The following is a 21,243-nucleotide window of genomic DNA, read 5'->3' on the forward strand; positions in this document are numbered from 1 at the left end:
TGCGCTCTTCAAGGGTTAGTCGAGGGAAACCGGCCGTCCGTCCTTGACCACGCCCTGCACCTGGCGCAGGCACTCGACGTTCTGCAGCGGATCGCAGGCCACGGCCACCAGGTCGGCGGCCTTGTTGGGTGCGATCGAGCCCAGTTCCTTCTCCTTGCCCATGAGGCGCGCCGCATCGATGGTGGCTGCACGGATCGCCTGTAGCGGTGTCATGCCGTAACGAACCATGTACGCGAACTGGCGGGCGTTGTCACCATGCGGATAAACGCCCGCATCCGTGCCGAACGCAATATGCACGCCGGCCTTGACGGCCTTGCGGAAGCCCTCGCGCTGGGCCTCGGTGGTTTCGGTGTTCTTGCGCAGCTTCTCGGCCGACCAGCCCTCGCTGCGGCCGACGCTGTCGATGTAGTCGCCGTTGTAGATGTCGGCGACCAGCCAGGTGCCGTGCTGCTTCATCAGCGCGATACCCTCGTCGTCGATCAACGAGCCGTGTTCGATCGAGCGCACGCCTGCGCGCACCGCGCGCTTGATGCCCTCGGCGCCATGCGCGTGCGCGGCCACAAACTTGCCACGCTTGGCGGCTTCCTCCACCGCGGCGTGGATCTCCGCTTCGGTGTACTCCGATTGCCCCGGTTCGGTGCCGTCGGTGAGTACCGCGCCGGTGGCGATCACCTTGATCAGGTCGGCGCCATGGTCGAGGATGATGTCCACATGCCGGCGCACGTCGTCGACGCCCTTGGACACGCCGCGACGAAACTCCATCGGCACTTCGGTGCCCGCTGGCAGTCCGGTGATCTCGCCACCGCCGCCCGGGATCGTGATATACGCGCCGGCGACGAACATGCGCGGCCCCGGCACCTCGCCCGCGTTGATCGCATCGCGCAGCGCGATGTCGGCGAAGCCGCGATAGACGCCGACGTCGCGCACCGTGGTGAAGCCGGCGCGCAAGGTATCGCGTGCGTTCTTTGCGCCAATGAAGGCGTCGCGCGCCGGGTTGCTCTTCAACGCCGCGCCGGGGTCGGCAGACTCGGTCTCATCGGCGATATGGGTGTGCATGTCCATCAGCCCCGGCACCACGGTGTAGCCAGTCCAGTCCAGGACCTTCGCGCCGCTGCCGGCAGCAGCGGACCAGGGCTGCACGCTGACGACGCGACCGGCCTGGATGGTGACGGCCTGGTCGGCCAGCATCTTGCCGGTGTCGACGTCGAGCAGGTGGCCGGCATGCACGACCGTGCGCTGCGCGCCCTCGGCCGCAGCAGGCAGGGCCGCGAGCACCGCGATGGCGCAGAACAGGCTGGACAGCTTCATCCTCATGCAGAATCTCCCGCGTCACGGGCGTAGGCCGTGCGCAATAGGTTGTGGAAATGCCAGACGCCGCTTTCGCGTCTGGGGCACAGCCGTCCCGGTTCGTAGTAGCCGGAAGCCAAACCCTTTTGCACGGCCTCGCAGATATCGATGTCCTCTTGCTGCACTTCGTCGCTGAAGCTCTGGTCGGCCGCGATGCGCGCCTGCGCGGCATCGTCCTGCGCGTAGTAGTAGTCGAATTCCACGCGGCAGCGCCCCGGTCCCAGCGGCAGGATGCGGTTGGTCTGCAGCCGGCCCGGCATGATGTTGAGCATCACGTTGGGATAGATGAAGTAATAGAACGCCTGGCCGTCGCCATAGATGTCGGCACTGTTGCGCAGCGGCGAGGATTGCAGCGAGTACCAGGGGAACAGCTCGGTGTCGTAGGCGCGGTAGTCGAGCACCCGCGACAGGCCCGGGTGCACATGCGGGAGGTGATAGCCTTCAAGGAAGTTGTCGATGTAGACCTTCCAGTTGCACTCGATGTCGTAGCTGTCGCGGCGCAGGTAGCGCATGGCGGACAAGTCAATCGGGGCGATGCGCTCCGTGATGCCCGCGTAGACCTCTTCGAACGGCGGCACCGACGGATCCAGCGCCACGAAGACCAGGCCTTGCCATTCGTGCACGCGCAAGGGCGGCAGGCGGATGTCCTCGACCTTGAAATCGCAGGCGCTGTGCATCTCCGGCGCCACGCGCAGCTGGCCTTCCAGCGTGTAGGTCCAGCCGTGGTACTTGCAGTGCAGCGAGCGCGCGCCCTTGCCGTTGCATAGGGCCAACGGCCCGGCACGGTGGCGACAGACATTGGGAAACGCGCGCAACACGCCGTCCTGGCCGCGCACCAGCAGCACCGGCACGCCACCTACGTGTTCGACCACGTGATCGCCCGGCTCGGCCAGCAGCCCCTGGTGCGCCACCAGCTGCCAGCTGCGCGCGAACACCGCGCGTTGCTCCATCGCCAGCATGGCGTCGCCGAAGTAATAGTGCGGCGACAGGGCGCGGGCGTGATCGAGGCTCGTGATGGCGGTGTCAGCTGGCATGCGTGGTTTCACTCTCGAGTGGGACTGGCGGCCGCTAGGCCGGTTCAACGGAGACTACAGGGTTCATGGCGCGTCGCCAGCGCGCTTGAGGAAACGGTCGTACCAGGCCAGGTTACGCTCCATGCGGTCGCGCAGATAACTCGGCACGGTGAGGCCATGGTGCTGGCCCGGATAGACCACCAGTTCGGTGGGAATGCGCAACGAGCGCAAGGCCTGGTACATCTGCTCGGCGCCGATGCAGGGCACGTTGAAGTCGCGCTCGCCGCACTGGAACAGCGTGGGGGTCGTGATCTGCGCGGCGTGCAGGAAGGGGTAACTGGCGCGATCCCAGGCGGCGCGGTGGTCCCATGGCGTGCCGAGTTCGAGTTCGTATTCGCGCGCGTATTCGTCGTCGCCGTACATGCCATACATATTGCCGGAGCCCGCACCGGCGATGGCCGCCTTGAAGCGCGTGTCGCGCGCGATCAGCTCATCCGTGAGGATCGCGCCGTAGCTCCAGCCACCGACGCCCAGGCGCTGCGGATCGGCAATGCCGAGACGCACCGCGTGATCGACGCCGGCCAGCACGTCCTGCGCGTCCTTGTTGCCCCAGTCGGCATAAATCGCCTTGGCAAACGCAAAGCCACGGCCGGAGCTGCCGCGCGGATTCACCGCGAGCACGGCATAGCCGTTGGCGGCGTAGACCTGCCAGTCGGGCATGAACTCGTGGCTGAACTGGTATACCGGGCCGCCGTGCACGCGCACGATGGTGGGATAGCGCTGGCCAGGCACATAGTCGAGCGGCTTGATCAGCAGGGCGTCGAGCGCGGTGCCGTCGGCGCTCTTGAGATGCAAGGTCTCGGCGCTGGCGAGCTGCTTGCCGCGCAACCAGTCGTTGTGATCACTGAGTGTGCGCAGCCCGTCGCGTTCCACCGCGGCCAACTCGTAGGGGTGGGTGTCGTCGCCGCCAAGCACCACGATGCGGCCGTTGCTGGACACGTCGAGATCGGTATCGAAGCGCTCGCCATGGGTCAGCTCGGTGAGCTTGCCACTGGCGAGTTCGATGCGCGACAGGTGGGTGGCTTCGGCCTGTTCGACCAGGGCGTACACGCTGCGCCCATCCGGCGACCAGCGCGGCTTGGTAAAGCAGCGGTCGATCGGCGCCGGCAAGCTGGCCTTGCCGGTGGCCACGTCGATCACCGCCAGCTGCCATGGGGCGTAGTAGATCCAGTGGTCTTCGTCGCTTTGCAGGTAGGCGATGTGGCTGCTGTCAGGGCTCCATGCCGGACGCGTTTCCCAGTAGGGATCGAGGTCGGAACCCGGGAACGTGGTGAGTTGGCGTTCCTTGGCACCGGCCTGCGGCGCGATCACATAGATGTCGAAGTTCAGATGACGATCGGGATCGTCACCGCGCTTGGTGACATAGGCGATCAGCTTGCCGTCGGGCGACCACGCCGGCAATTGTTCATCATGCTTGCCCGCAGTAAGCAGGCTGGCCTTGCCGCTGTCGATGTCGACGACGTAGAGGTGCTTGTGGCGGTGGTCGAGCCAGCCGTCGTCGTCGTCCTTGAACTGGAAGCGGTCGGTGACGATTGGCGGCGGGTTCTTCGGCTTCTTCGCCTCGGCTGGGCGCTCCGGGTCGAACGCAATCACCGCGAGCTGCCTGCCGTCCGGCGCCAGCACGAAGTCTTCCACGCCGCTGGGGAGGTGGGTAAGCCGGCGCGCCTCGCCACCGTCGGCAGGCATCATCCATACCTGCGCCTTGGTGTCGTCATCACTGGCGTCGTCGTCCCCCTTGCGATCGGACAGGAAGGCAATGAACCTGCCGTCCGCCGACCACTGCGGCCGCGACTCGTTGCTGTCGGGCGTGCGGGTGAGCTGGGTGCGCGCCGTGCCGTCGTAGCGCACGCGCCACAGGTCCGATTGCGGTTGATCGCGGTCCGGGTTGGCGGTGGTGACGGTATAGACGATGAGCTGGCCGTCACGCGACAGCGCCGGCTCGCCGATCTCGGCGAGGCGGTTGATGTCGGCAGCCGTGAAGCGCGTGTCGTCGTCATGCGCGAATGCTGCACTGGCAAGCAGGGCCACAAGACTCAGGGCCAGCAGGACGACCGGATGGCGACGATGCATGCCGTCAGTGTCCCGCAAGCGCCTGGTCGAGGCTTGCGCGAAGCAGCTCCATCGCTTCGTCCACCTCGGCGGTGCCGACGTTCAGCGGCGGCATGAAGCGCACCGTGCTGCTGCCACAGGAAAGCAGCAGCAGGCCGTTGTGGAACGCGCGGGTGACCACATCGTCGCAGAGCGCGCGAGCCGGCGTGTTCTCGCCATCGCCCTCCACCAGTTCCATGCCGATCATCAGGCCCTTGCCGCGTACTTCGCCGATGCAGGGATAGTCGCGCGCCAGCTCGCGCAGGCGCGCCATGAAGTATTCGCCGACGCTGGCAGCGTTGTCGGCGTAGCCACCGGCCACGAGATCGAGCGTAGCATTGGCGGCGGCGCAGGCCAGCGGGTTGCCGCCGTAGGTATTGCCGTGGGCGCCACGCTTCCATTGCGACATCAGCGATTTCTTCGCCACCACCGCCCCGATCGGTAGGCCCGAACCCAGGCCTTTCGCCAGCGTCATGATGTCGGGGGCGACGCCCCAGTGTTCGCTCGCGAACAGCTTGCCGGTGCGCCCCACGCCCGACTGCACTTCGTCGAAGATCAGCAGGATGCCGTGCTGGTCGCACAGCGTGCGCAGCCCGGCCAGAAAACCGTCCGGAGGCACGAGATAACCACCTTCGCCCTGGATGGGTTCGACCAGGATTGCCGCGACCTCGGCGGCGGGTACGCTGCGCTCGAACAACATGCGGATGTAGTCGAGCACGGCCTTGCCCTGGTCGGCGCCGGCAAACAGCGGCCGGTACGGGTTCGGAAACGGCACGTGGGTCACGCCGGGCATGGTCGGCGCAAAGCCGAGCTGCTGCGTGTATTTGCTCGAAGTGAACGACAGCGAGCCCATGGTGCGGCCATGAAAACCGCCCAGGAAACCGAGATAACGCGGCCGCCGGGTGACGTAGCGCGCCAGCTTAAGCGCGCCCTCGACCGCCTCGGTGCCGGACTGGCACAGGAAGCTCATCGCCGGCTCGCCAGCGAGCGTGGTCATCGGGTTCAGGCGTGCGAGCCGCTCGCCCAGGCCCGTCATTTCTTCATGCCAGTAGTCGCTGGAGATGTGCAGGAAGCGATCGGCTGCCGCCTTCACCGCGGCCACCACCTGCGGATGCGCGTGACCGGTGGCGCACACCGCGATGCCGGCCGCGAAATCGAGGAAGCGATTGCCGTCGACGTCCCACACTTCGGTACCGCGGCCATGTGACATCACAAAGGGATAGTCGCGCGGATACGAGGGCGAGATCACCTCGGCGTCGCGGGCGAGCATGTCGCGCGCCTTCGGGCCGGGCAGGGCGGTCCGGCTGTGCTTGGGGTTGGGAGCGCTGGTGTTCACGGCAGTCCTTCGGGAGCTAGCGGCAGGTGGACAGGGCAGGCGTGCGCTTCACGGGTGCGGGCAAAGAGCGCCCGCAAGGTGTCGAGTTCGTGCGGCGTGGGCGGGGCGATCGTGTCGATGGCGTCAGCCAGGGCGAGTGGCCAGCCGACCGCGGCGCACGCCTCCTCGACACTGGCATCCGCGAACAGGGCCACCAGTTGCAGCTCGTCGGTTTGCGGATGCGGCGCCAACATGCCGAAGTCGGTGATGACGGCACGCGGCCCGCCGCCGGGCGCACCACCACGTGCTCGCGCGCCGTAGCCATCGAGGTAGCCCGCGCTGGTGCAGAAATCCAGGCGCTCGACGAAGCTCCGTTTCGACGCCTTGGCCATCACGAACACCTGCCTGGCATGCAAGGCGATTTCCGGCGCGCCGCCGGCACCCGGTAGACGTGTTGTTGGCAGATCGTAAGGGCCGATCACGGTGCTGTTGAGGTTGCCATAGCGATCGATCTGCGCTGCACCGAGGAAACCAATGTCGACGCGGCCCGCCTGCAGGTAATAGCTGAAGACCTCGGGCAGCGGCACCACGTAGGCGGCCGTCTCGGCCAGCTCGCCGTCGCCGATGGACAGCGGCAATACCTGCGGCCGTGTACCGATGGTGCCTGATTCATAGATCAGCACGAGGCCCGGCGCGTGGGTGAGGCGCGCGAGGTTGCACGCGGCGCTCGGCAGGCCAATGCCGACGAAGCACACGCTCTTGTCACGCAGCAGGCGCGCGGCAGCAACGGTCATCCATTCATTGCGCGAACATCCGCTCATCCATCGGCCCGGGTCAGGCCGGTGAGAAACGCCCGGTGATCACTCGTGCGAAGCACATGCTGCTCCATCCAGGCAAGGAAGTCGTCGCGCTCGCGCGCGACCGTGTCCCAGCGTTGATAAAAACTGTTGTCGCGGGTGTAGTGCCCCCGCGCATAGGACGGATACGCGCCGCCCGGGCAATGCACGACCGCGGTGACGATCCAGTGCGGCAGGACGATGGCGTTCATCGCCGGCGGCAGCTCCTCGACCAGCTCCTCGACGGTGACGATCAGGGTATGTGCCGCCAACGCCGCTTCACGGGCTGCGCCGAGGATGCCCTCGATGGCGACATTGCCCTCACGGTCGGCGCGCTGCGCGTGCAGAATGGTGACGTCGGGATTGATCGCCGGTACCGCGGCCAGCGACTCGCCGGTGAAGGGGCAGGTGACGCTGCGGATATTCGGATTGCGCGCCGGCAGGTCGGTGCCGGCATAGCCGCGTAGCGTGCCGAACGGCAGCCGCGCCGCACCCGCGCAGAAGGCGGCGGCCATGCCCGCGTGGCTGTGTTCGTCCAGTTCCAGCGGGTTCGGCCACTGGTGTTCCACCGCGTCGCGCAGGCGATGCAGCGAGCCCACGCCGGGATTGCCGCCCCAGGAAAACGTGAGCTTGCGTGCGCAGCCCATGCCGATCATCTGGTCATAGACCAGGTCCGGGGTCATGCGTATCAGGTGCAGCCCGCGTTTGCGCTGGCGAATGATCTCGTGGCCGGCGGCGAATGGAATCAGATGCGTGAAGCCTTCCAGGGCCACGCTGGCGCCATCGGTGATGTAGTCGTGGATCGCATCGGCTAGCGAGAAGAACATGCGAGAGCCTCTGGATGGTCTGCACGAAGGGCGCGCCGCCAGCGGCAGGCGCGCGGGACGAGGGCGAGCGGGGAACGGTCGAGCGGTACACGACTGCACGAGATCAAAAGGCGTTCACTCCACCACGGTGCGCGACTGCTCGCGCAGGTATTGCGCGAGGTAATAGAACGAGGCGATGGCCTTGCCGGTGGAACCGGAGCCCTTCCAGCCGCCAAATGGCTGGTAGCCAGGCCATGCCCCGGTGGTGGCGCCTTGCTGGCGATTGGCGTAGGTCACGCCGGCTTCGATGTGGTCGTGGAACCAGGCCACTTCATCCGCCGCGCCGAAGAATCCGGCAGTGAGCCCCATCGAGGTATCGTTCGCCAGCCGCATGGCCTCGTCGCGATCGCCACAGCGGTGCAGCATCAGGATCGGCAGGAACATCTCCTGTCGCCACAAGGGATGCGTCAGCGATGCCTCGGCCAGCAGCGGTTCGACGTAGTAGCCGCGAGCGAGCGCCGGGGCGCCATCGCTGGCCGTGCCAAGCTGCGCCCCACCGCTGATCACACGCGCCCCCGCGGCGCGCAGGTCGTCGGCGTAGCGCTGGTAGTTGGCGTAGGCGGCAGCGTTGACGACCGGTCCCAGCCAATGCTCGCGTCGGCGTGGATCACCGATGCGGATGGCGGCGATCTGCGCCTGCAGCCGTTCGATCAACGCGTCGGCGATGCTTTCATGCACGTACACCCGCGAGAGTGCAGAGCACTTTTGTCCGCTCATGCCATAGGCGGATCGCACGATGCCGGCGGCGGCGCGCTCCAGGTCGGCGCGGGCGGTGACGATGCACGGGTTCTTGCCGCCCATCTCGGCAATGCAAGGGCGCGGATACGCGCCACTTACCATGTGCTGCATGAGCTGCCGGCCCACCGGCACCGAACCGGTAAAGGTGATGCCTGCGGTGTGCGGATGCTGCACCAGCGCTTCGCCAATATCGCGCCCTGAGCCGGACAGGTAATTGAACACACCGGGCGGCAGGCCGGCGTCGCGGATGCAATCGGCAAGCAGGCGACCGGCCCAGGGCGTATCGCTGGCGCCCTTGAGCACCACGGTATTGCCGGTGACCAGGGCGGCGGCGGCGGGGCCGCCTGCCAGGGCGAGCGGGAAGTTGAAGGGTGCGATCACCACCCACACGCCGTACGGCCGCATCACACTGGCATTGTGCGAAGCGATCCCTTCGATGGGATCGTCCGGAAGCGGGTTGGTATAGCCGGCGTGGTTTTCGAAATCGTTGGCGTAGTGATGGAAGAAGTCGACCGTCTCCTGCGTCTCGCCGAGTGCTTCCATGCGGTTCTTGCCGACTTCGAGCGTGAGCGCAGCGGCGATCTCATACACCCGCTGTTCCATCAGGTCGCCAACGCGCCGCACCATCCGTGCGCGCTCAGCCACCGGCGTGGCGCGCCAGGCGGGGAAGGCCGCCTGCGCGGCGGCCATGGCTTCGTCGGCATCGACCAGCGAGGCCAGGGCGAACTCGCCCAGTCGCAGATCGCTGTCGAACGGTGCGCGGCGATCGGCGTATTCCGCGGTGTAGCAGTCGGCGCCGTTGACGAACAAGGGATGGCTGCCACCGAGGGTGGCCTCGACGCGAGCCATGGCGGCATCGAAGCGCTCGTGCATCGCCTCGGGCGGGTTGTACATGGTGGCGTAGGTGAGGCGAAAGCTCATCGTCGATTCCTCAGGCCTGTGCAGGAAAGAAGCGCGTCAACAGACGGTCGAGCAGGGCCAGCGCGTCGGCCAGCGCGTGCTCGTCGATGACCAGGGGCGGCGCCAGCAGGATCAGGTTGCCGCGGCAGGCGAACGACACGCCTTCGGCCATCGCTGTTTCGAGCATGGCGTTGAGCTCGGCCGGCATCGTCGGCCACGCTGTTAGAGGTTCGCGGGTGACGCGGTCGGCGACCAGCTCGATCACCGCGAACAGGCCGTGCCCACCACGCACATCGCCGATGACCGGATGACGGGACTGCATGGTCTTCAACTCGGCGAACATTCGCGCGCCCAGCGTGCGCGAGCGGACGATCAGGTCTTCATCCTCGTAGGCTTGCAGCGCCGCCAGGCCGGCGGCGCAGGACAAGGGGTGTCCGCAATAGGTGAGGCCGGTATAAAGCATGTCGTGCTGCAGGCGCGCGGCGATTTCCGCCGACAGCACGACCGCACCGAGCGGTAGATGGGCGCCGGTGAGGCCTTTCGCCAAGGTCATCAGGTCGGGCTTGCCGATATCGCCATAACGTTGCCAGGCAAACCACTCGCCGCAGCGGCCGAAGCCGCTCATGACTTCGTCGGCGATCAGGTAGACCCCACGCGAACGGGTCGCCTGGCGCAGGTTCGGCCAGTAGTTGTCCGGGGCGACAATGCCATTGGTGCCGGCGTTCGGCTCCATCATTACGGCGGCGACGGTGTCTGCGCCGAGTCGATCGATGGTCTCGGCGATCGCCACCACCGCACGTTCGCCGCAGATCGCCCCGTCGTGGCTGCCAAAGGCTCCTTGATAAGCATAAGGCGGCGGCACGTGGAGCACGCCGAGTGCTTGCGGGTCGACCTGGTCGCGCGTGCGCGCATCGCCGGACAAGGCCATGCAGGCGTAACTGGCGCCGTGATAGGAGCGGTCGCGCGTGATGATGTGGCCGCGCGGCTTGCGGCTGGCCTGGCGCGCAAATTTCAGCGCGTTCTCGTTGGCGTCCGCACCGGCCAGGGTAAAGAACACACGGCCGCCTTCGTAGCCGGCCTTTTCCAGCAAGGCGGTGGCCAGCGCTGCGCGTGGTTCGGCACCCCAGGCCGAAGTGACGAAGCACAGCTGCTCGGCCTGGCGGCGGATCGCCTCCACCACGGCGGGATGCTGGTGGCCGAGATTGCTGCACTCGGCCAGGCTGCTCATATCGAGAATGCGACGGCCGTCGGCCAACTCAAGGAATGCGCCGCTGCCGCCGACGACCGTCGGCGCTCGCCATTCGGACTGCACGCACCAGCTATGCAGGACGCTATCGCCTTCGTGTGCCAAGCCTCTCCCCCCGGATCGACCTTGTTCGATTACCGAACAATAATTCGTATTGCGAACTCATTGGAATCCTTCTACGCTCGATCTGTCAATGGACCTTCGTGGCGTATGCAATCGAACCCCTTCGAAGACAGTGCAGACTATGTGCAATCGCTGGCGCGCGGACTTCAGGTGCTGCGCGCCTTTGACCGTCAACTGGCCAATCCCAGCCTTTCGCAGGTCGCCGAACGCACCGGCCTGTCGCGTGCGGTGACGCGGCGTCTGCTGTTGACGTTCCAGCATCTGGGTTACGTCGGCAGCCACGGCCGCAGCTTCTATCTCACGCCCCGGGTGCTGGAGCTTGGCTACAGCTATCTCAGTTCGCTGGACCTGACCGAACTGGCGCAGCAGAGCATGGCCTTGCTGTCGGAGCGTGTGGGCGAGTCCTGTTCGATGGCCGTGCTGGACGGCAGCGACGTCGTCTATGTGCTGCGCGTGCCGGTGCGTCGCGTGATGAGCGTCGCACTTGGCGTGGGCGCACGCCTGCCGGCTTTCGCGACGTCGTTGGGGCGCGCGATGCTGTCCGGCCTCTCCGATGCGGAGCTGGCCGGCTGGCTGCGTGGCCAGAAGTTTCGCCACCTCACCCCGTTCACGTTACGCACGGCGACCGCACTCAAGGCTGAGGTAAGGCGCGTGCGTGAGCAGGGCTACGCAGTTGCGTCGCGCGAGCTTGAAGTCGGGCTGTTTTCGATCGCCGTGCCGATCCGCGCCGGCGACGGCCGCATCGTCGCCGCATTGAACGTCGGCATGCCCTATAGCGACGATGCGCCTGCGCGCGCAGTCAAGCTGATCTTGCCGGCGCTGCAGGATGCGCAACGCTCGATCGAACACACGATCCAGCGTGGTGGCTGGCAACCACACATGGCGATGCAAGGAGTCTATGAGTAGCGCCTACGTCGTCGACGCCACACGCACACCGTTCGGCCGCCATGCTGGCGCGTTGGCTGGCGTGCGCGCCGACGATCTGGCAGCACTGCCGATCACCGCACTGATGAAGCGTCACCCGGGCCTGGACTGGGCGGCGCTGGACGAAGTGATGCTCGGCTGCGCCAATCAGTCGGGCGAGGACAACCGCAACGTGGCACGCATGGCGGTGCTGCTGTCCGGGCTGCCGGAGAGCATTCCTGCGGTTACCGTCAATCGCCTCTGCGCCTCGGGCCTGGAAGCGATCGGCCAGGGCGCGCGCGCGATCGCCTGCGGCGAGGCGGAGCTGATTATCGCTGGTGGCGTCGAGAGCATGTCGCGTGCGCCGTACGTGATGGCCAAGGCGATGGGCGCGTACACGCGCGATCAGCAACTGGAGGACACCACGCTGGGATGGCGGCTGGTCAATCCGCGGATGCAGGCGAGCTACGGTATCGAATCGATGACGCAGACGGCGGAGAACCTTGCGCGCGAACATGGGATCGATCGTGCGGACCAGGATGCCTATGCATGGCGCAGCCAACAGCGGGCTGCGCATGCACAGCGGCAAGGCTGGCTGGCCGAGGAAATCACCGCCGTCGCAGCGCAGCAAGGCCAGCAGACGGTCACCGTCGAGGCGGACGAGCATCTGCGCCCCAATACCTCGATCGCGCAGCTGTCCATGCTGAAGCCCCTGCTCGGCACGCACGCCAGCATTACGGCGGGGAATGCCTCAGGGCTCAACGACGGCGCCGGCGCCGTGTTGCTGGCATCGGAAGTCGCGCTGCGCAAATTCAAGCTGCAGCCGCTGGCGCGCATCGTCGGCATGGCTTCGGCAGGCGTCGCACCACGCGTGATGGGCATCGGACCGGTCCTGGCGATGCGCAAGTTGCTCGCCCGCACCGGCCTTGGCTTGTCCGACTTCGATCGCATCGAAATCAATGAGGCGTTTGCGGCGCAGGTACTGGCCTGCTCGCGGATGCTTGGCTTGTCCGACGACGCCGAGCACGTGAATGCGAATGGCGGCGCGATCGCGCTCGGCCATCCGCTTGGTGCGAGCGGCGCCCGCCTGGCCATGACCGCGGCGTTTGCGCTGCGTCGGCACGGCCAGCGGCGTGCGCTGGTGAGTCTTTGTGTGGGCGTCGGACAAGGTTTGGCGCTGGCTTTGGAGCAGGCATGAAACGCATCGCGAATTTCCGTCTCGTCACCGCCCTGGCCGCGCTGCTGCCGTTGGCTTCGCACGCCGAGCAGGACGCGGCCAGCAGCCAGAACGCGCTCGGCCGCGAGCTGTTGAGCGAAATGATTGCCATCGATTCGACATCGGAACATGGCAGCACCACGGTCGTCGCGGAAAAGCTGGCGCAGCGTTTCGTCGCTGCAGGCTTTGCGCCGGCCGACGTGCAGGTGGTCGGTGACGATCCGAAACGGCGCAACCTGGTGGTGCGGCTGCATGGTCGCGGCGAACGCGAGCCGGTGCTGCTGTTGGCGCATCTGGATGTAGTCGAGGCGCGTCGCGAGGACTGGCACGTCGACCCATTCACCCTGACCGAACGCGACGGTTACTTCTACGGTCGCGGCACCATGGACATCAAGGGTGGCGGCGCAGGCCTGGTGAGTGCGCTGTTGCGCTTGCATCGCGAAGGCGTCAAGCCCAAGGGTGACTACATTCTCGCGCTGACCGCCGGCGAGGAAGATGGTGTCTCCAATGGCGTGGAATGGTTGCTCGCGCATCGCCCGGAGCTGATCCGCTCGGCGTATTCGATCAATGTCGACGGCGGCGGGCCCGAGATCCGCGCCGGCAAGCCTGCCGTGCTGTCGGTGGAAACCGCGGAAAAGGTGTTCCTCAGCTATACGCTCACCGTACACAATCCTGGCGGCCATAGTTCGCTGCCGACGGCCGACAACGCCATCTATCGGCTGGCCAAGGCGCTGGATCGGCTGTCGGCGTTGCAGTTCCCCTTGCGCACCAATGCGGCGACGCGCGGCTACTACGCGGGCCTGGCGGCGTTCTATAGCGGCCAGATGGCGGCCGACATGCGCGCGGTGGCGCATGAGCCATCCGATCCTGCGGCGCTGGCGCGGCTCGCGGCGACCTCGGCGTACAACAATTCACAGCTGCGCAGCACCTGCGTACCGACCTTGCTGAAGGGTGGGCATGCCGAGAATGCTTTGCCGCAGATGGCGCAGGCCACGATCAACTGTCGCCTGTTGCCGGACGAAGACTTCGACCAGGTGGATGCCGCGCTGAAGCGCGTCGTCGCCGACCCCGCCGTGGAGATCGCACGTGTCGCGCCACCGAAACCGAGTCCGCCGAGCCCGGTGGACAAGGCGTTGTTTGCGCTGGTCGCCAGCACGGCCAAGAGCCTGTGGGGGCCGATTCCGGTGTCGCCCTATATGGCCGCCGGCGCATCCGACAGCGTGTTCCTGCGCGCGGCCGGCATGCCTTCGTATGTGTTCAACGGGCTTCCCTATGACGTGGACGACGACCGTTCGCATGGCCAGGACGAGCGCATCCTGGTCGATGCCTATGACCAGTCGCTGGAATTCAATTACCGGTTGCTCAAGGACCTTTGAGGAGTTGCGTCGCCCCATGCACTGCACGATGCCCCAAGCCAAGCACACCGCATGCCGTCCGGATCGACGTGCCGAACGCTGCGCGGTCTACGCACGATGAACGAACACGCGACCGGTACGCTGGAGCAGGCGCTGGCCCATGCGGAGCGCCTGCTGGCGCGGGATCCGGTGTTGGCGGGCGAGCAGGCGGCGGAAATCCTCAAGATCGTCGCCGGTCACCCCGTGGCCTTGCGCGTGTCGGCACTGGCACGGGCGGAGCAGGGCGATCTACCGGGCGCGATCGCGATCCTTGTGCCGCTGGCGCAGGCACAACCGAGCTGGGCGCTGGTCCATCTCGATGTGGGCATCGCGCTGGGCCGTACCGGACAGGGACAGGCAGCGATCGCCGCGCTGCGCAAGGCGGTGGCCTTGAAACCCGAGCTGCCGCAAGCGTGGCGCGAACTTGGCGATCAGCTGATGGCAGCAGGCGAACACGATGCCGCCGATGCCGCTTATGCGCAGCATATCCGTCACTCCACCCGCGATCCGGGCCTGCTTGCCGCCGCGACCGCCCTGGTCGAAAACCGTATCCCCGAGGCCGAGGCCTTGCTACGCGAACATCTGCGCCAGGCGCCCACCGACGTGGCCGCCATGCGCATGTTCGCCGAGCTCGCTGCGCGCCAGGGACGCACCGAGGATGCCGTGAGCCTGCTCGCGCAATGCCTGGAGCTGGCGCCCGGCTTCCATGCTGCGCGCCAGAACTACGCGCTGGTATTGCACCGTAGCAACCAGTCCGAGCGGGCGTTGGCCGAGATTGAACGATTGCTCGCGGTGGAGCCAGACCACCCCGGTTATCGCAACCTCAAGGCAGCGGTGTTGTGTCGGATTGGCGATTACGCGCCCGCCATCGACATCTATGCCGAGTTGCTGGAGCAGCATCCGGGCAACCCGAAGGTGTGGATGAGCTATGGGCACGCGCTGAAGACGACGGGTCGTGGCGACCGTGCGATCGCCGCCTATCGGCACAGCCTGGAGCTGGAGCCGTCCTTCGGCGAGGTGTGGTGGAGCCTGGCCAACCTCAAGACCTTTCGCTTCAGCGCCGATGATGTTGCGGCCATGCGCGCGCAACTGGTACGCACCGATCTTGGCGATGACGATCGACTGCATCTGGAATTTGCCATTGGCAAGGCTCTGGAGGATGTCGGCGAGTACGCGCCTTCATTCCAGCATTACGCGCAAGGCAATGCGATCCGGCGCGCCCAGCTGCACTACAGCGCCGACGAAACCAGCGCGCGCGTGCGCCATATCCGCGAACGCTATACCCGCGAGTACTTCGGCGCCCGCGCGGGCGCGGGTTGCCACGCGCCCGACCCGATCTTCATCGTCGGCCTGCCACGCGCGGGCTCGACCCTGATCGAGCAGATCCTGTCCAGCCACAGCCAGGTGGAAGGCACGATGGAACTGCCGGAAATCACCTCGATCACGCGTACCTTGCGCGCACAGGGCGACGCCACCAGCGTCATGCCCTACCACGAGGCGCTGGCGGCCCTCGAAGGGGACGCGCTGAGCGAACTGGGCGAACGTTACCTCGCCCATACGAGCATCCAGCGCAAGACCCCATCGCCGTTCTTCATCGACAAGATGCCGAACAACTTCATGCATCTCGGCCTGATCCATCTGATCCTGCCGAACGCGAAGATCATCGACGCCCGTCGGCATCCATTGGCCTGCTGCTTTTCCGGTTTCAAGCAGCACTTCGCCAGGGGTCAGAGCTTCAGCTACAGCCAGCAAGACCTGGGGCGCTACTACCGCGACTACGTTGCGCTGATGAGCCATTTTGACGAGGTGCTGCCGGGGCGCATCCACCGCGTCATCTACGAGCATATGGTCGAGGACACCGAAGGAGAGGTTCGGCGTCTCCTCGACTATTGCGGTCTGCCGTTCGAGCCATCGTGCCTGCGTTTCTTCGAGAACGCGCGTCCGGTGCGCACGGCGAGTTCGGAACAGGTGCGCAGACCGATTTACCGCGAGGGGGTGGACCACTGGCGGCACTACGAAGCGTGGTTGGGGCCATTGGTGGAGGCATTGGGGCCGGTGCTCGGGCGATATCCCGATGCGCCGGAATGAAGTGACTTAGCAGGCGCCGAACGGTCGCCGTCATAAGAATTCCGGGGGAGGAAGTCGATGCACAGGGGCAGGCTCAGACAACCAAGAAGTATGCGGCCGGTGAGATTGGTACGAATGCCGCTGGCCGCGGCGATCTGTATCGCCGTGGCATCACCGGCGTTCGGGCAGGACTCGGGGCAGAGCCAGGGCCAGGGCCAAAGTCAGGGGCCCGCTGCGGCACCGGCCGCGCCGGCAGGCGCGAAGACACTCAATGCGGTGACGGTGACCGCACAAAAGCGCGAGGAGAATCTGCAGAAGGTGCCGATCAGCATGAGCGTGCTGGGCCAGGACCGGCTGGAGGAACTTCACGTCAAGAGTTTCGACGACTACGTGAAATACCTGCCGACGGTGTCCTACCAGACCTTCGGCCCGGGCTTCGCGCTGATCTACATGCGTGGCGTGGCCAGTGGTGGCGACGGCAACCACTCCGGCTCGCAGCCGAGCGTGGGCGTGTATCTGGACGAGCAGCCGGTCACCACGATCCAGGGGCCGCTCGATATCCACATGTACGACATCTCCCGTGTCGAGGCGTTGGCAGGTCCGCAAGGCACCTTGTACGGCGCCAGCGCGGAAGCGGGTGCGCTGCGCATCATCACCAACAAGCCTGATCCCAGCGGCTTCGCGGCCAGCTACAGTGCTGGCATCGATTCAGTCGACCACGGCGGCATCGGCTATACCGCCGAGGGCATGATCAACCTGCCGATCTCCACCGGCTCGGCCATCCGCCTGGTCGGCTGGCACGAGCACGACGCCGGCTACATCGACAACGACGTGGGTTCACGCACGTTCCCAACGTCCGGCATCACGGTCAGCAATGCGAACGGTTGCGCGCAAACCCCGACCCTGGTGTGCACCGGGGCCGCCAAGAAAAACTACAACGACGTCGATATCAGCGGCGGACGCATGGCGCTGAAGTTCGGCATCAACGATGACTGGTCGATCAGTCCTACCGTGATGGGGCAACAGACGATCGCCAATGGCAACGTCGCGTCCGATCCGCAGGTCGGCAGCCTGGCCATCACGCATTTCTACCCGGAGCGCTCCGACGACCGTTGGGTCCAGGCGGCGCTGACGGTGGAGGGCAAGATCGGCAATTTCGACCTGACCTATGCCTACGCGCACCTCAGGCGCAATCAGGAGGAAGAAAGCGACTACAGCGACTACTCGTTCTGGTACGACACGCTGGCCGGCTACGGCGCCTATATTCGCGACAATGCCGGCAACCTGATCAATCCGTCGCAGTTCATCCAGAGCAAAGACCGCTACACCATGCAGAGCCATGAACTGCGCATCGCCTCGCCGAAGGACGATCGCCTGCGCGTGGTGGGTGGCATCTTCTGGCAAAAGCAGGTGCACGACATCCAGCAGCGCTACATGATCAATGGCTTCGCCGACAGCCTCTCGGTGACGGGCTGGCCCGACACCTTGTGGTTGACCGAGCAGCGCCGCATCGACCAGGACGAAGCAATCTTCGGCGAGGTGTCGTACGACTTCATCCCCGACACCCTCACCGGCACGGTTGGCGGGCGCTATTTTCATACCGACAACAGCCTGGGCGGCTTCTACGGCTTCAGCGCCGGATACGCACCCGACTCCACCTACGGCGAGGCGGGCTGCATTTCGCCGACGCCGTATCGCGGCGCGCCGTGCATGGACTTTGCCAAGCAGACCAAGGAAAACGGTTCGCTCGGCAAGGCCAACCTGACCTGGCAGATCACCTCCGACAAGATGATCTATGCCACCTGGTCCGAGGGCTTCCGTCCCGGCGGCATCAACCGCCGCGGCAGCCTGCCGCCGTACCAGTCGGACTGGCTCACCAACTACGAGCTCGGCTGGAAGACCACCTGGCTCGACAACCGGCTGTCGTGGAACGGGGCGGTGTTCCGCGAGAAGTGGAAGGACTTCCAGTTCAGCATTCTCGGCGCGAACGGACTCACCGAAATCAAGAACGCCGGCCAGGCCCAGATTGACGGCCTGGAATCGGATCTGAACTGGGCGGCGACGTACAACCTGCAACTCAGCGCAGGCTTCGCCTTGTACAACGCCAAACTCACCGAGAACTACTGCGGCTTTACTGATACCAATGGCCACCCGATCACCTATTGTCCGGCAGGCACCATCAACCCGCTCACCGGCGAAGCCGTCACCGGGCCGCAGGCGCCCTCGGGCACGCAGCTGCCGGTGACGCCACGCTTCAAGGGCAATCTCACGGCGCGCTATTCGTGGGACATCGGCGGCAAGGATGCCTATGTGCAGGCGGCAGTCGTGCATGTCGGCGCGCGGCAGTCGGATCTGCGTCTGTACGAGCGCGGGCTGCTGGGCGAAATGCCGGCCTACACGACGGCGGACCTTTCGGCGGGGATCAAGAAGAACGGACGTTCGCTGGACTTCTATGTCACCAACGTGTTCGACAAGCGTGGCCAGCTCTACCGTTTTGCCGAGTGCGCGGAAGCGGTGTGCGCGGCACACAACGTGGTGCCGGCCTATCCCAACGGACAGGTCTATACGGTCATGACGCAGCCGCGGACGTTTGGCCTGCGCTTCACCCAGGAGTTCTAGGCCAGACGAGTCGTGTGCAGGTACAGGAGCCCCGGTGTGAACCGGGGCTCTTCTTGTATGGATTGGCGACGGCGTTATGGGTAACGCTCAAACCAGGCGGCAACCTGGCGACGTACCTCGGCTTGCGCGGGTTGATTGGCCCATTGATGGGGCATGTCGGCCACGACGCTGTCCTGGAATCGCTCCGCCGCATGCGCCTGTGCGTAGCTACGCCTTAGCGCGTCTTGCAGCTCGCGCAGCCCTTGTTGCGAGATGACGTCATCCTCGCTGCCCTGAAGGATCAGCAGGGCCGGAGGCGGGATGCTGCTGGCGATATCGGCGGTGCGCCCCGCCACATCGGAGCGCGCAGCCAGTGCGCGACTTTCCGCGCCCCATGCGTAATGCTGCCCGGTGGCATGCTCAAACGCTTCGACAGAAGCACTCAATCCCGTCGATGGATTGAGCACCACCGCCGAACCAATCGGCACGCGGTGCTCGGCAAGCGACAGCAAGAGCGCGGCTCCGCCAGCGGAAAATCCAAACAACCCGATGCGCTCGCCCGCCCTCATGCAGCCACGCTGCTCAAGCTCCCGCACCACCGCAGGCAACTCATCGACGGCGCCCATCACAATCGGCTTGAACACCAGCAGGCCCACGTCCTGCTGCTGGCGGCGGACGAGCTCGAGCTTGCCTCCCGCGGGAGCGCGCTGCCCGAACAACGGTAGCCCCAGGTAAACCTTGATTGCCGGCACCTCATCCAGGGGAAGGGCGGCCATCAGCGCCTGTTCGCTATCCGGTGAGCCGAAGCCGTGCCACAAGACGATCGGTGGGCGGCTCACCTTGACGGGAATTCGAATCATGGCCGGAACGCCCGCCAGCTCCGTTATCACCGTGCTGGCCGAATGCGCGCCACCAAAACAGCGCGCTCCCGTGCCGGCGGGCGACTCATCGGAGGATGCCATCGCCGCAGGCAACGAAAACGCGCAGAGAGCCATGCAGATCAACTGACCGGCCAAGGTGGGATGACACTTCCTCATGCGTTCCTCGCCATGCCATGAACGGACCGATCAACAGCCCATGGTGGGCGAATCGTAGCGCGTCATCAGCGCAGTCTTTTGTGATGTGCAGGCCCATGGCCAGAACGTCGGGCCTGGCCAAGGCACGATCCAAGATTGCGGGCTTGTCGACCGCACTGCCGGCGCGCTGCGAACGAGCAGACGTCCGCGCCCAACGTTGCCGTATACCTAGGTCCCCCGGTGATCGAGCCAGTCCCGGCGAGTGCTGGCTGGCGGAGCGGCGCGCCACGGCCAAGCCGCGACGTTCATGTTTCCTCACACATGGTTTCCAGTCCGCGGCCTGTGACGATTCGGGCTTGGGGCGCGCGCGACCACGGCCGGGGCCTGAGCAGATAGTTCAGAAATGGTGCATTTACGCGGCCCCCAGGGCGGATATCCGTCCTCCGCCAGACAGCCCGCATATTCACGCCAGCTTGCCGTCTCATAGCGCATGTTTCGCTCGACGCGTTCCCGACGAGTCACGCTTCGTGAGCGTCGCAAATTCGTGCGGCCCAGGGGGTGGTTCAGATCGTTGCGATTTGTTGCATGTTCCCGGCGGGCCGCGCTTCGCGAGCGTCGCAGCGTTGTAGAGGCATAGCGCGTGCAGTGGATGTTGCTTCCAGAGCCACCTTGCGCGCTCCTGATATCGGCATGCCCGTGAGCATGCCGCCCAAGAAGAGGAGATCGATCATGGTACGCGTGAGCTCTCGAATCGGTTATGGGTTCGTGTGTGTATGCGTTATGGCGCTCGGCGGCTGCTCGGATTTCGTCAAGAAGGCAGATTTCGACTCCGCCATTACGGAATTGCGGAACAACGATCAAAGGCAGCAGCAGGAAATCGACGCGATCAAGCAGGAGATGCAGCAGCGCTTCGCCAAATACGATGCGGCGATCGCCGAGATGCAGGGTCGTATTCGCGTTGACACGATCGCGCTTTTCGACACCGACAAGGCGGACTTGCGCGACCAGGACAAGGCGCTGCTCGATGAGTATGCGAAAGTAATGAAAGAGCACCACTCCAATGCTCTGATTACGGTCGAAGGTTTCACCGACCCCTCCGGCTCCGCAGGTCACAACTACCGGCTGGGCATGCGGCGTGCGCAGGCAGTGCGCAATTATCTGGTGCAGACAGGCGGGCTTGCCGACAGCCAGGTTCGGGCCGTGAGCTATGGCCAGGCGAAGAATCGACAAGTCATAGCCGGAGCGTATGGCGAAAAAGGATTGCCCAATCGTCGTGCGGCACTGGTCGTTGATTTCAACGGCAACGCAGAGAGCGCACCTGCAGCGAGCGACACTGGCAATACCAGTGGCTGAGTAGTCGTTCGTCTTGCACCTGCCTATGGAATCGCTGGTGCGACATTTGTCCTGACGACAAAGGCCGCCGTAAGGCGGCCTTTGGCTGCGTGCCATCCCAATCGATGGCTGCGAGGCATCGAATAGTCGGGCCAGATTTTTTGCGCGGGCGTGCGTGTGCGAGC

Annotated in this window: 16 protein-coding genes; 7 read left to right on the forward strand and 9 right to left on the reverse strand. The window is 65.5% G+C overall.

Going from position 1 to position 21,243, the window contains the following annotated elements:
- Positions 1 to 15: 15 nt before the first annotated feature.
- The 8 genes from OUZ49_RS04620 to OUZ49_RS04655 all read right to left on the reverse strand — a co-directional run bounded on the left by OUZ49_RS04620 (position 16) and on the right by OUZ49_RS04655 (position 10,514).
- Positions 16 to 1,314 carry a Xaa-Pro dipeptidase gene (locus OUZ49_RS04620; protein ID WP_266148806.1) on the reverse strand — a complete coding sequence of 433 codons (1,299 nt, stop codon included), beginning with the start codon at positions 1,312 to 1,314 and terminating at the stop codon, positions 16 to 18.
- Positions 1,311 to 2,381: an aromatic ring-hydroxylating oxygenase subunit alpha gene (locus OUZ49_RS04625; RefSeq protein ID WP_266148807.1), complete on the reverse strand. Its 1,071-nt coding sequence runs from the start codon at positions 2,379 to 2,381 to the stop codon at positions 1,311 to 1,313. The genes OUZ49_RS04620 and OUZ49_RS04625 overlap by 4 nt, the downstream gene beginning before the upstream one ends.
- 63 nt (positions 2,382 to 2,444) lie before the next feature.
- Positions 2,445 to 4,490, reverse strand: coding sequence for a S9 family peptidase (locus OUZ49_RS04630; protein ID WP_266148808.1), 2,046 nt, complete (start codon positions 4,488 to 4,490; stop codon positions 2,445 to 2,447).
- Positions 4,491 to 4,494: 4 nt separating this feature from the next.
- Positions 4,495 to 5,844, reverse strand: coding sequence for an acetyl ornithine aminotransferase family protein (locus tag OUZ49_RS04635; RefSeq protein WP_266148809.1), 1,350 nt, complete (start codon positions 5,842 to 5,844; stop codon positions 4,495 to 4,497).
- Positions 5,841 to 6,644 carry a CoA-transferase subunit beta gene (locus OUZ49_RS04640; protein WP_266148810.1) on the reverse strand — a complete coding sequence of 268 codons (804 nt, stop codon included), beginning with the start codon at positions 6,642 to 6,644 and terminating at the stop codon, positions 5,841 to 5,843. The genes OUZ49_RS04635 and OUZ49_RS04640 overlap by 4 nt, the downstream gene beginning before the upstream one ends.
- Positions 6,641 to 7,486, reverse strand: coding sequence for a CoA transferase subunit A (locus OUZ49_RS04645; RefSeq protein ID WP_266148811.1), 846 nt, complete (start codon positions 7,484 to 7,486; stop codon positions 6,641 to 6,643). The genes OUZ49_RS04640 and OUZ49_RS04645 overlap by 4 nt, the downstream gene beginning before the upstream one ends.
- Before the next feature lie 114 nt (positions 7,487 to 7,600).
- Positions 7,601 to 9,184 (reverse strand): aldehyde dehydrogenase family protein, encoded by a 1,584-nt coding sequence (locus tag OUZ49_RS04650; protein ID WP_266148812.1) that lies wholly within the window; start codon positions 9,182 to 9,184, stop codon positions 7,601 to 7,603.
- Between the two features lie 10 nt (positions 9,185 to 9,194).
- The gene (locus tag OUZ49_RS04655) at positions 9,195 to 10,514 is read right to left on the reverse strand and encodes an aminotransferase family protein (protein WP_266148813.1); all 1,320 of its coding nucleotides are present in this window, start codon (positions 10,512 to 10,514) and stop codon (positions 9,195 to 9,197) included.
- Positions 10,515 to 10,619: 105 nt separating this feature from the next.
- On the opposite strand from OUZ49_RS04655, the gene OUZ49_RS04660 reads away from it, so the two are divergent.
- The 5 genes from OUZ49_RS04660 (at position 10,620) to OUZ49_RS04680 (ending at position 18,731) form a co-directional block, all read left to right on the forward strand.
- Positions 10,620 to 11,438 carry an IclR family transcriptional regulator domain-containing protein gene (locus OUZ49_RS04660; RefSeq protein ID WP_266148814.1) on the forward strand — a complete coding sequence of 273 codons (819 nt, stop codon included), beginning with the start codon at positions 10,620 to 10,622 and terminating at the stop codon, positions 11,436 to 11,438.
- A complete protein-coding gene (pcaF, locus tag OUZ49_RS04665) occupies positions 11,431 to 12,633 on the forward strand; it encodes a 3-oxoadipyl-CoA thiolase (protein ID WP_266148815.1) in 1,203 nt (400 codons plus the stop codon). Before OUZ49_RS04660 ends, pcaF begins: the two co-directional genes overlap by 8 nt.
- On the forward strand, positions 12,630 to 14,027 hold the full coding sequence (locus OUZ49_RS04670) for a M20/M25/M40 family metallo-hydrolase (RefSeq protein WP_266148816.1): 1,398 nt from the start codon (positions 12,630 to 12,632) through the stop codon (positions 14,025 to 14,027). Before pcaF ends, OUZ49_RS04670 begins: the two co-directional genes overlap by 4 nt.
- A gap of 96 nt (positions 14,028 to 14,123) precedes the next feature.
- Positions 14,124 to 16,133: a tetratricopeptide repeat-containing sulfotransferase family protein gene (locus tag OUZ49_RS04675; RefSeq protein WP_266148817.1), complete on the forward strand. Its 2,010-nt coding sequence runs from the start codon at positions 14,124 to 14,126 to the stop codon at positions 16,131 to 16,133.
- Positions 16,134 to 16,223: 90 nt separating this feature from the next.
- Entirely contained in the window at positions 16,224 to 18,731 is a 2,508-nt protein-coding gene (locus OUZ49_RS04680; protein ID WP_266148818.1) for a TonB-dependent receptor, read from the forward strand.
- 74 nt (positions 18,732 to 18,805) lie between these two features.
- On the opposite strand, the gene OUZ49_RS04685 is transcribed toward OUZ49_RS04680, so the two are convergent.
- The gene (locus tag OUZ49_RS04685) at positions 18,806 to 19,570 is read right to left on the reverse strand and encodes an alpha/beta hydrolase family protein (RefSeq protein ID WP_266148819.1); all 765 of its coding nucleotides are present in this window, start codon (positions 19,568 to 19,570) and stop codon (positions 18,806 to 18,808) included.
- Here OUZ49_RS04685 and OUZ49_RS04690 point away from each other — a divergent pair.
- Both OUZ49_RS04690 and OUZ49_RS04695 read left to right on the forward strand, forming a co-directional pair.
- Positions 19,569 to 19,718 (forward strand): hypothetical protein, encoded by a 150-nt coding sequence (locus OUZ49_RS04690; RefSeq protein WP_266148820.1) that lies wholly within the window; start codon positions 19,569 to 19,571, stop codon positions 19,716 to 19,718. The two genes, OUZ49_RS04685 and OUZ49_RS04690, sit on opposite strands and share 2 nt — an antisense overlap.
- Positions 19,719 to 20,455: 737 nt before the next feature.
- Entirely contained in the window at positions 20,456 to 21,079 is a 624-nt protein-coding gene (locus OUZ49_RS04695; protein ID WP_266148821.1) for an OmpA family protein, read from the forward strand.
- The last annotated feature ends 164 nt before the right edge of the window (positions 21,080 to 21,243 follow it).

The organism is Dyella halodurans (assembly GCF_026283925.1).
GTDB classification, from domain to species: domain Bacteria; phylum Pseudomonadota; class Gammaproteobacteria; order Xanthomonadales; family Rhodanobacteraceae; genus Dyella; species Dyella halodurans.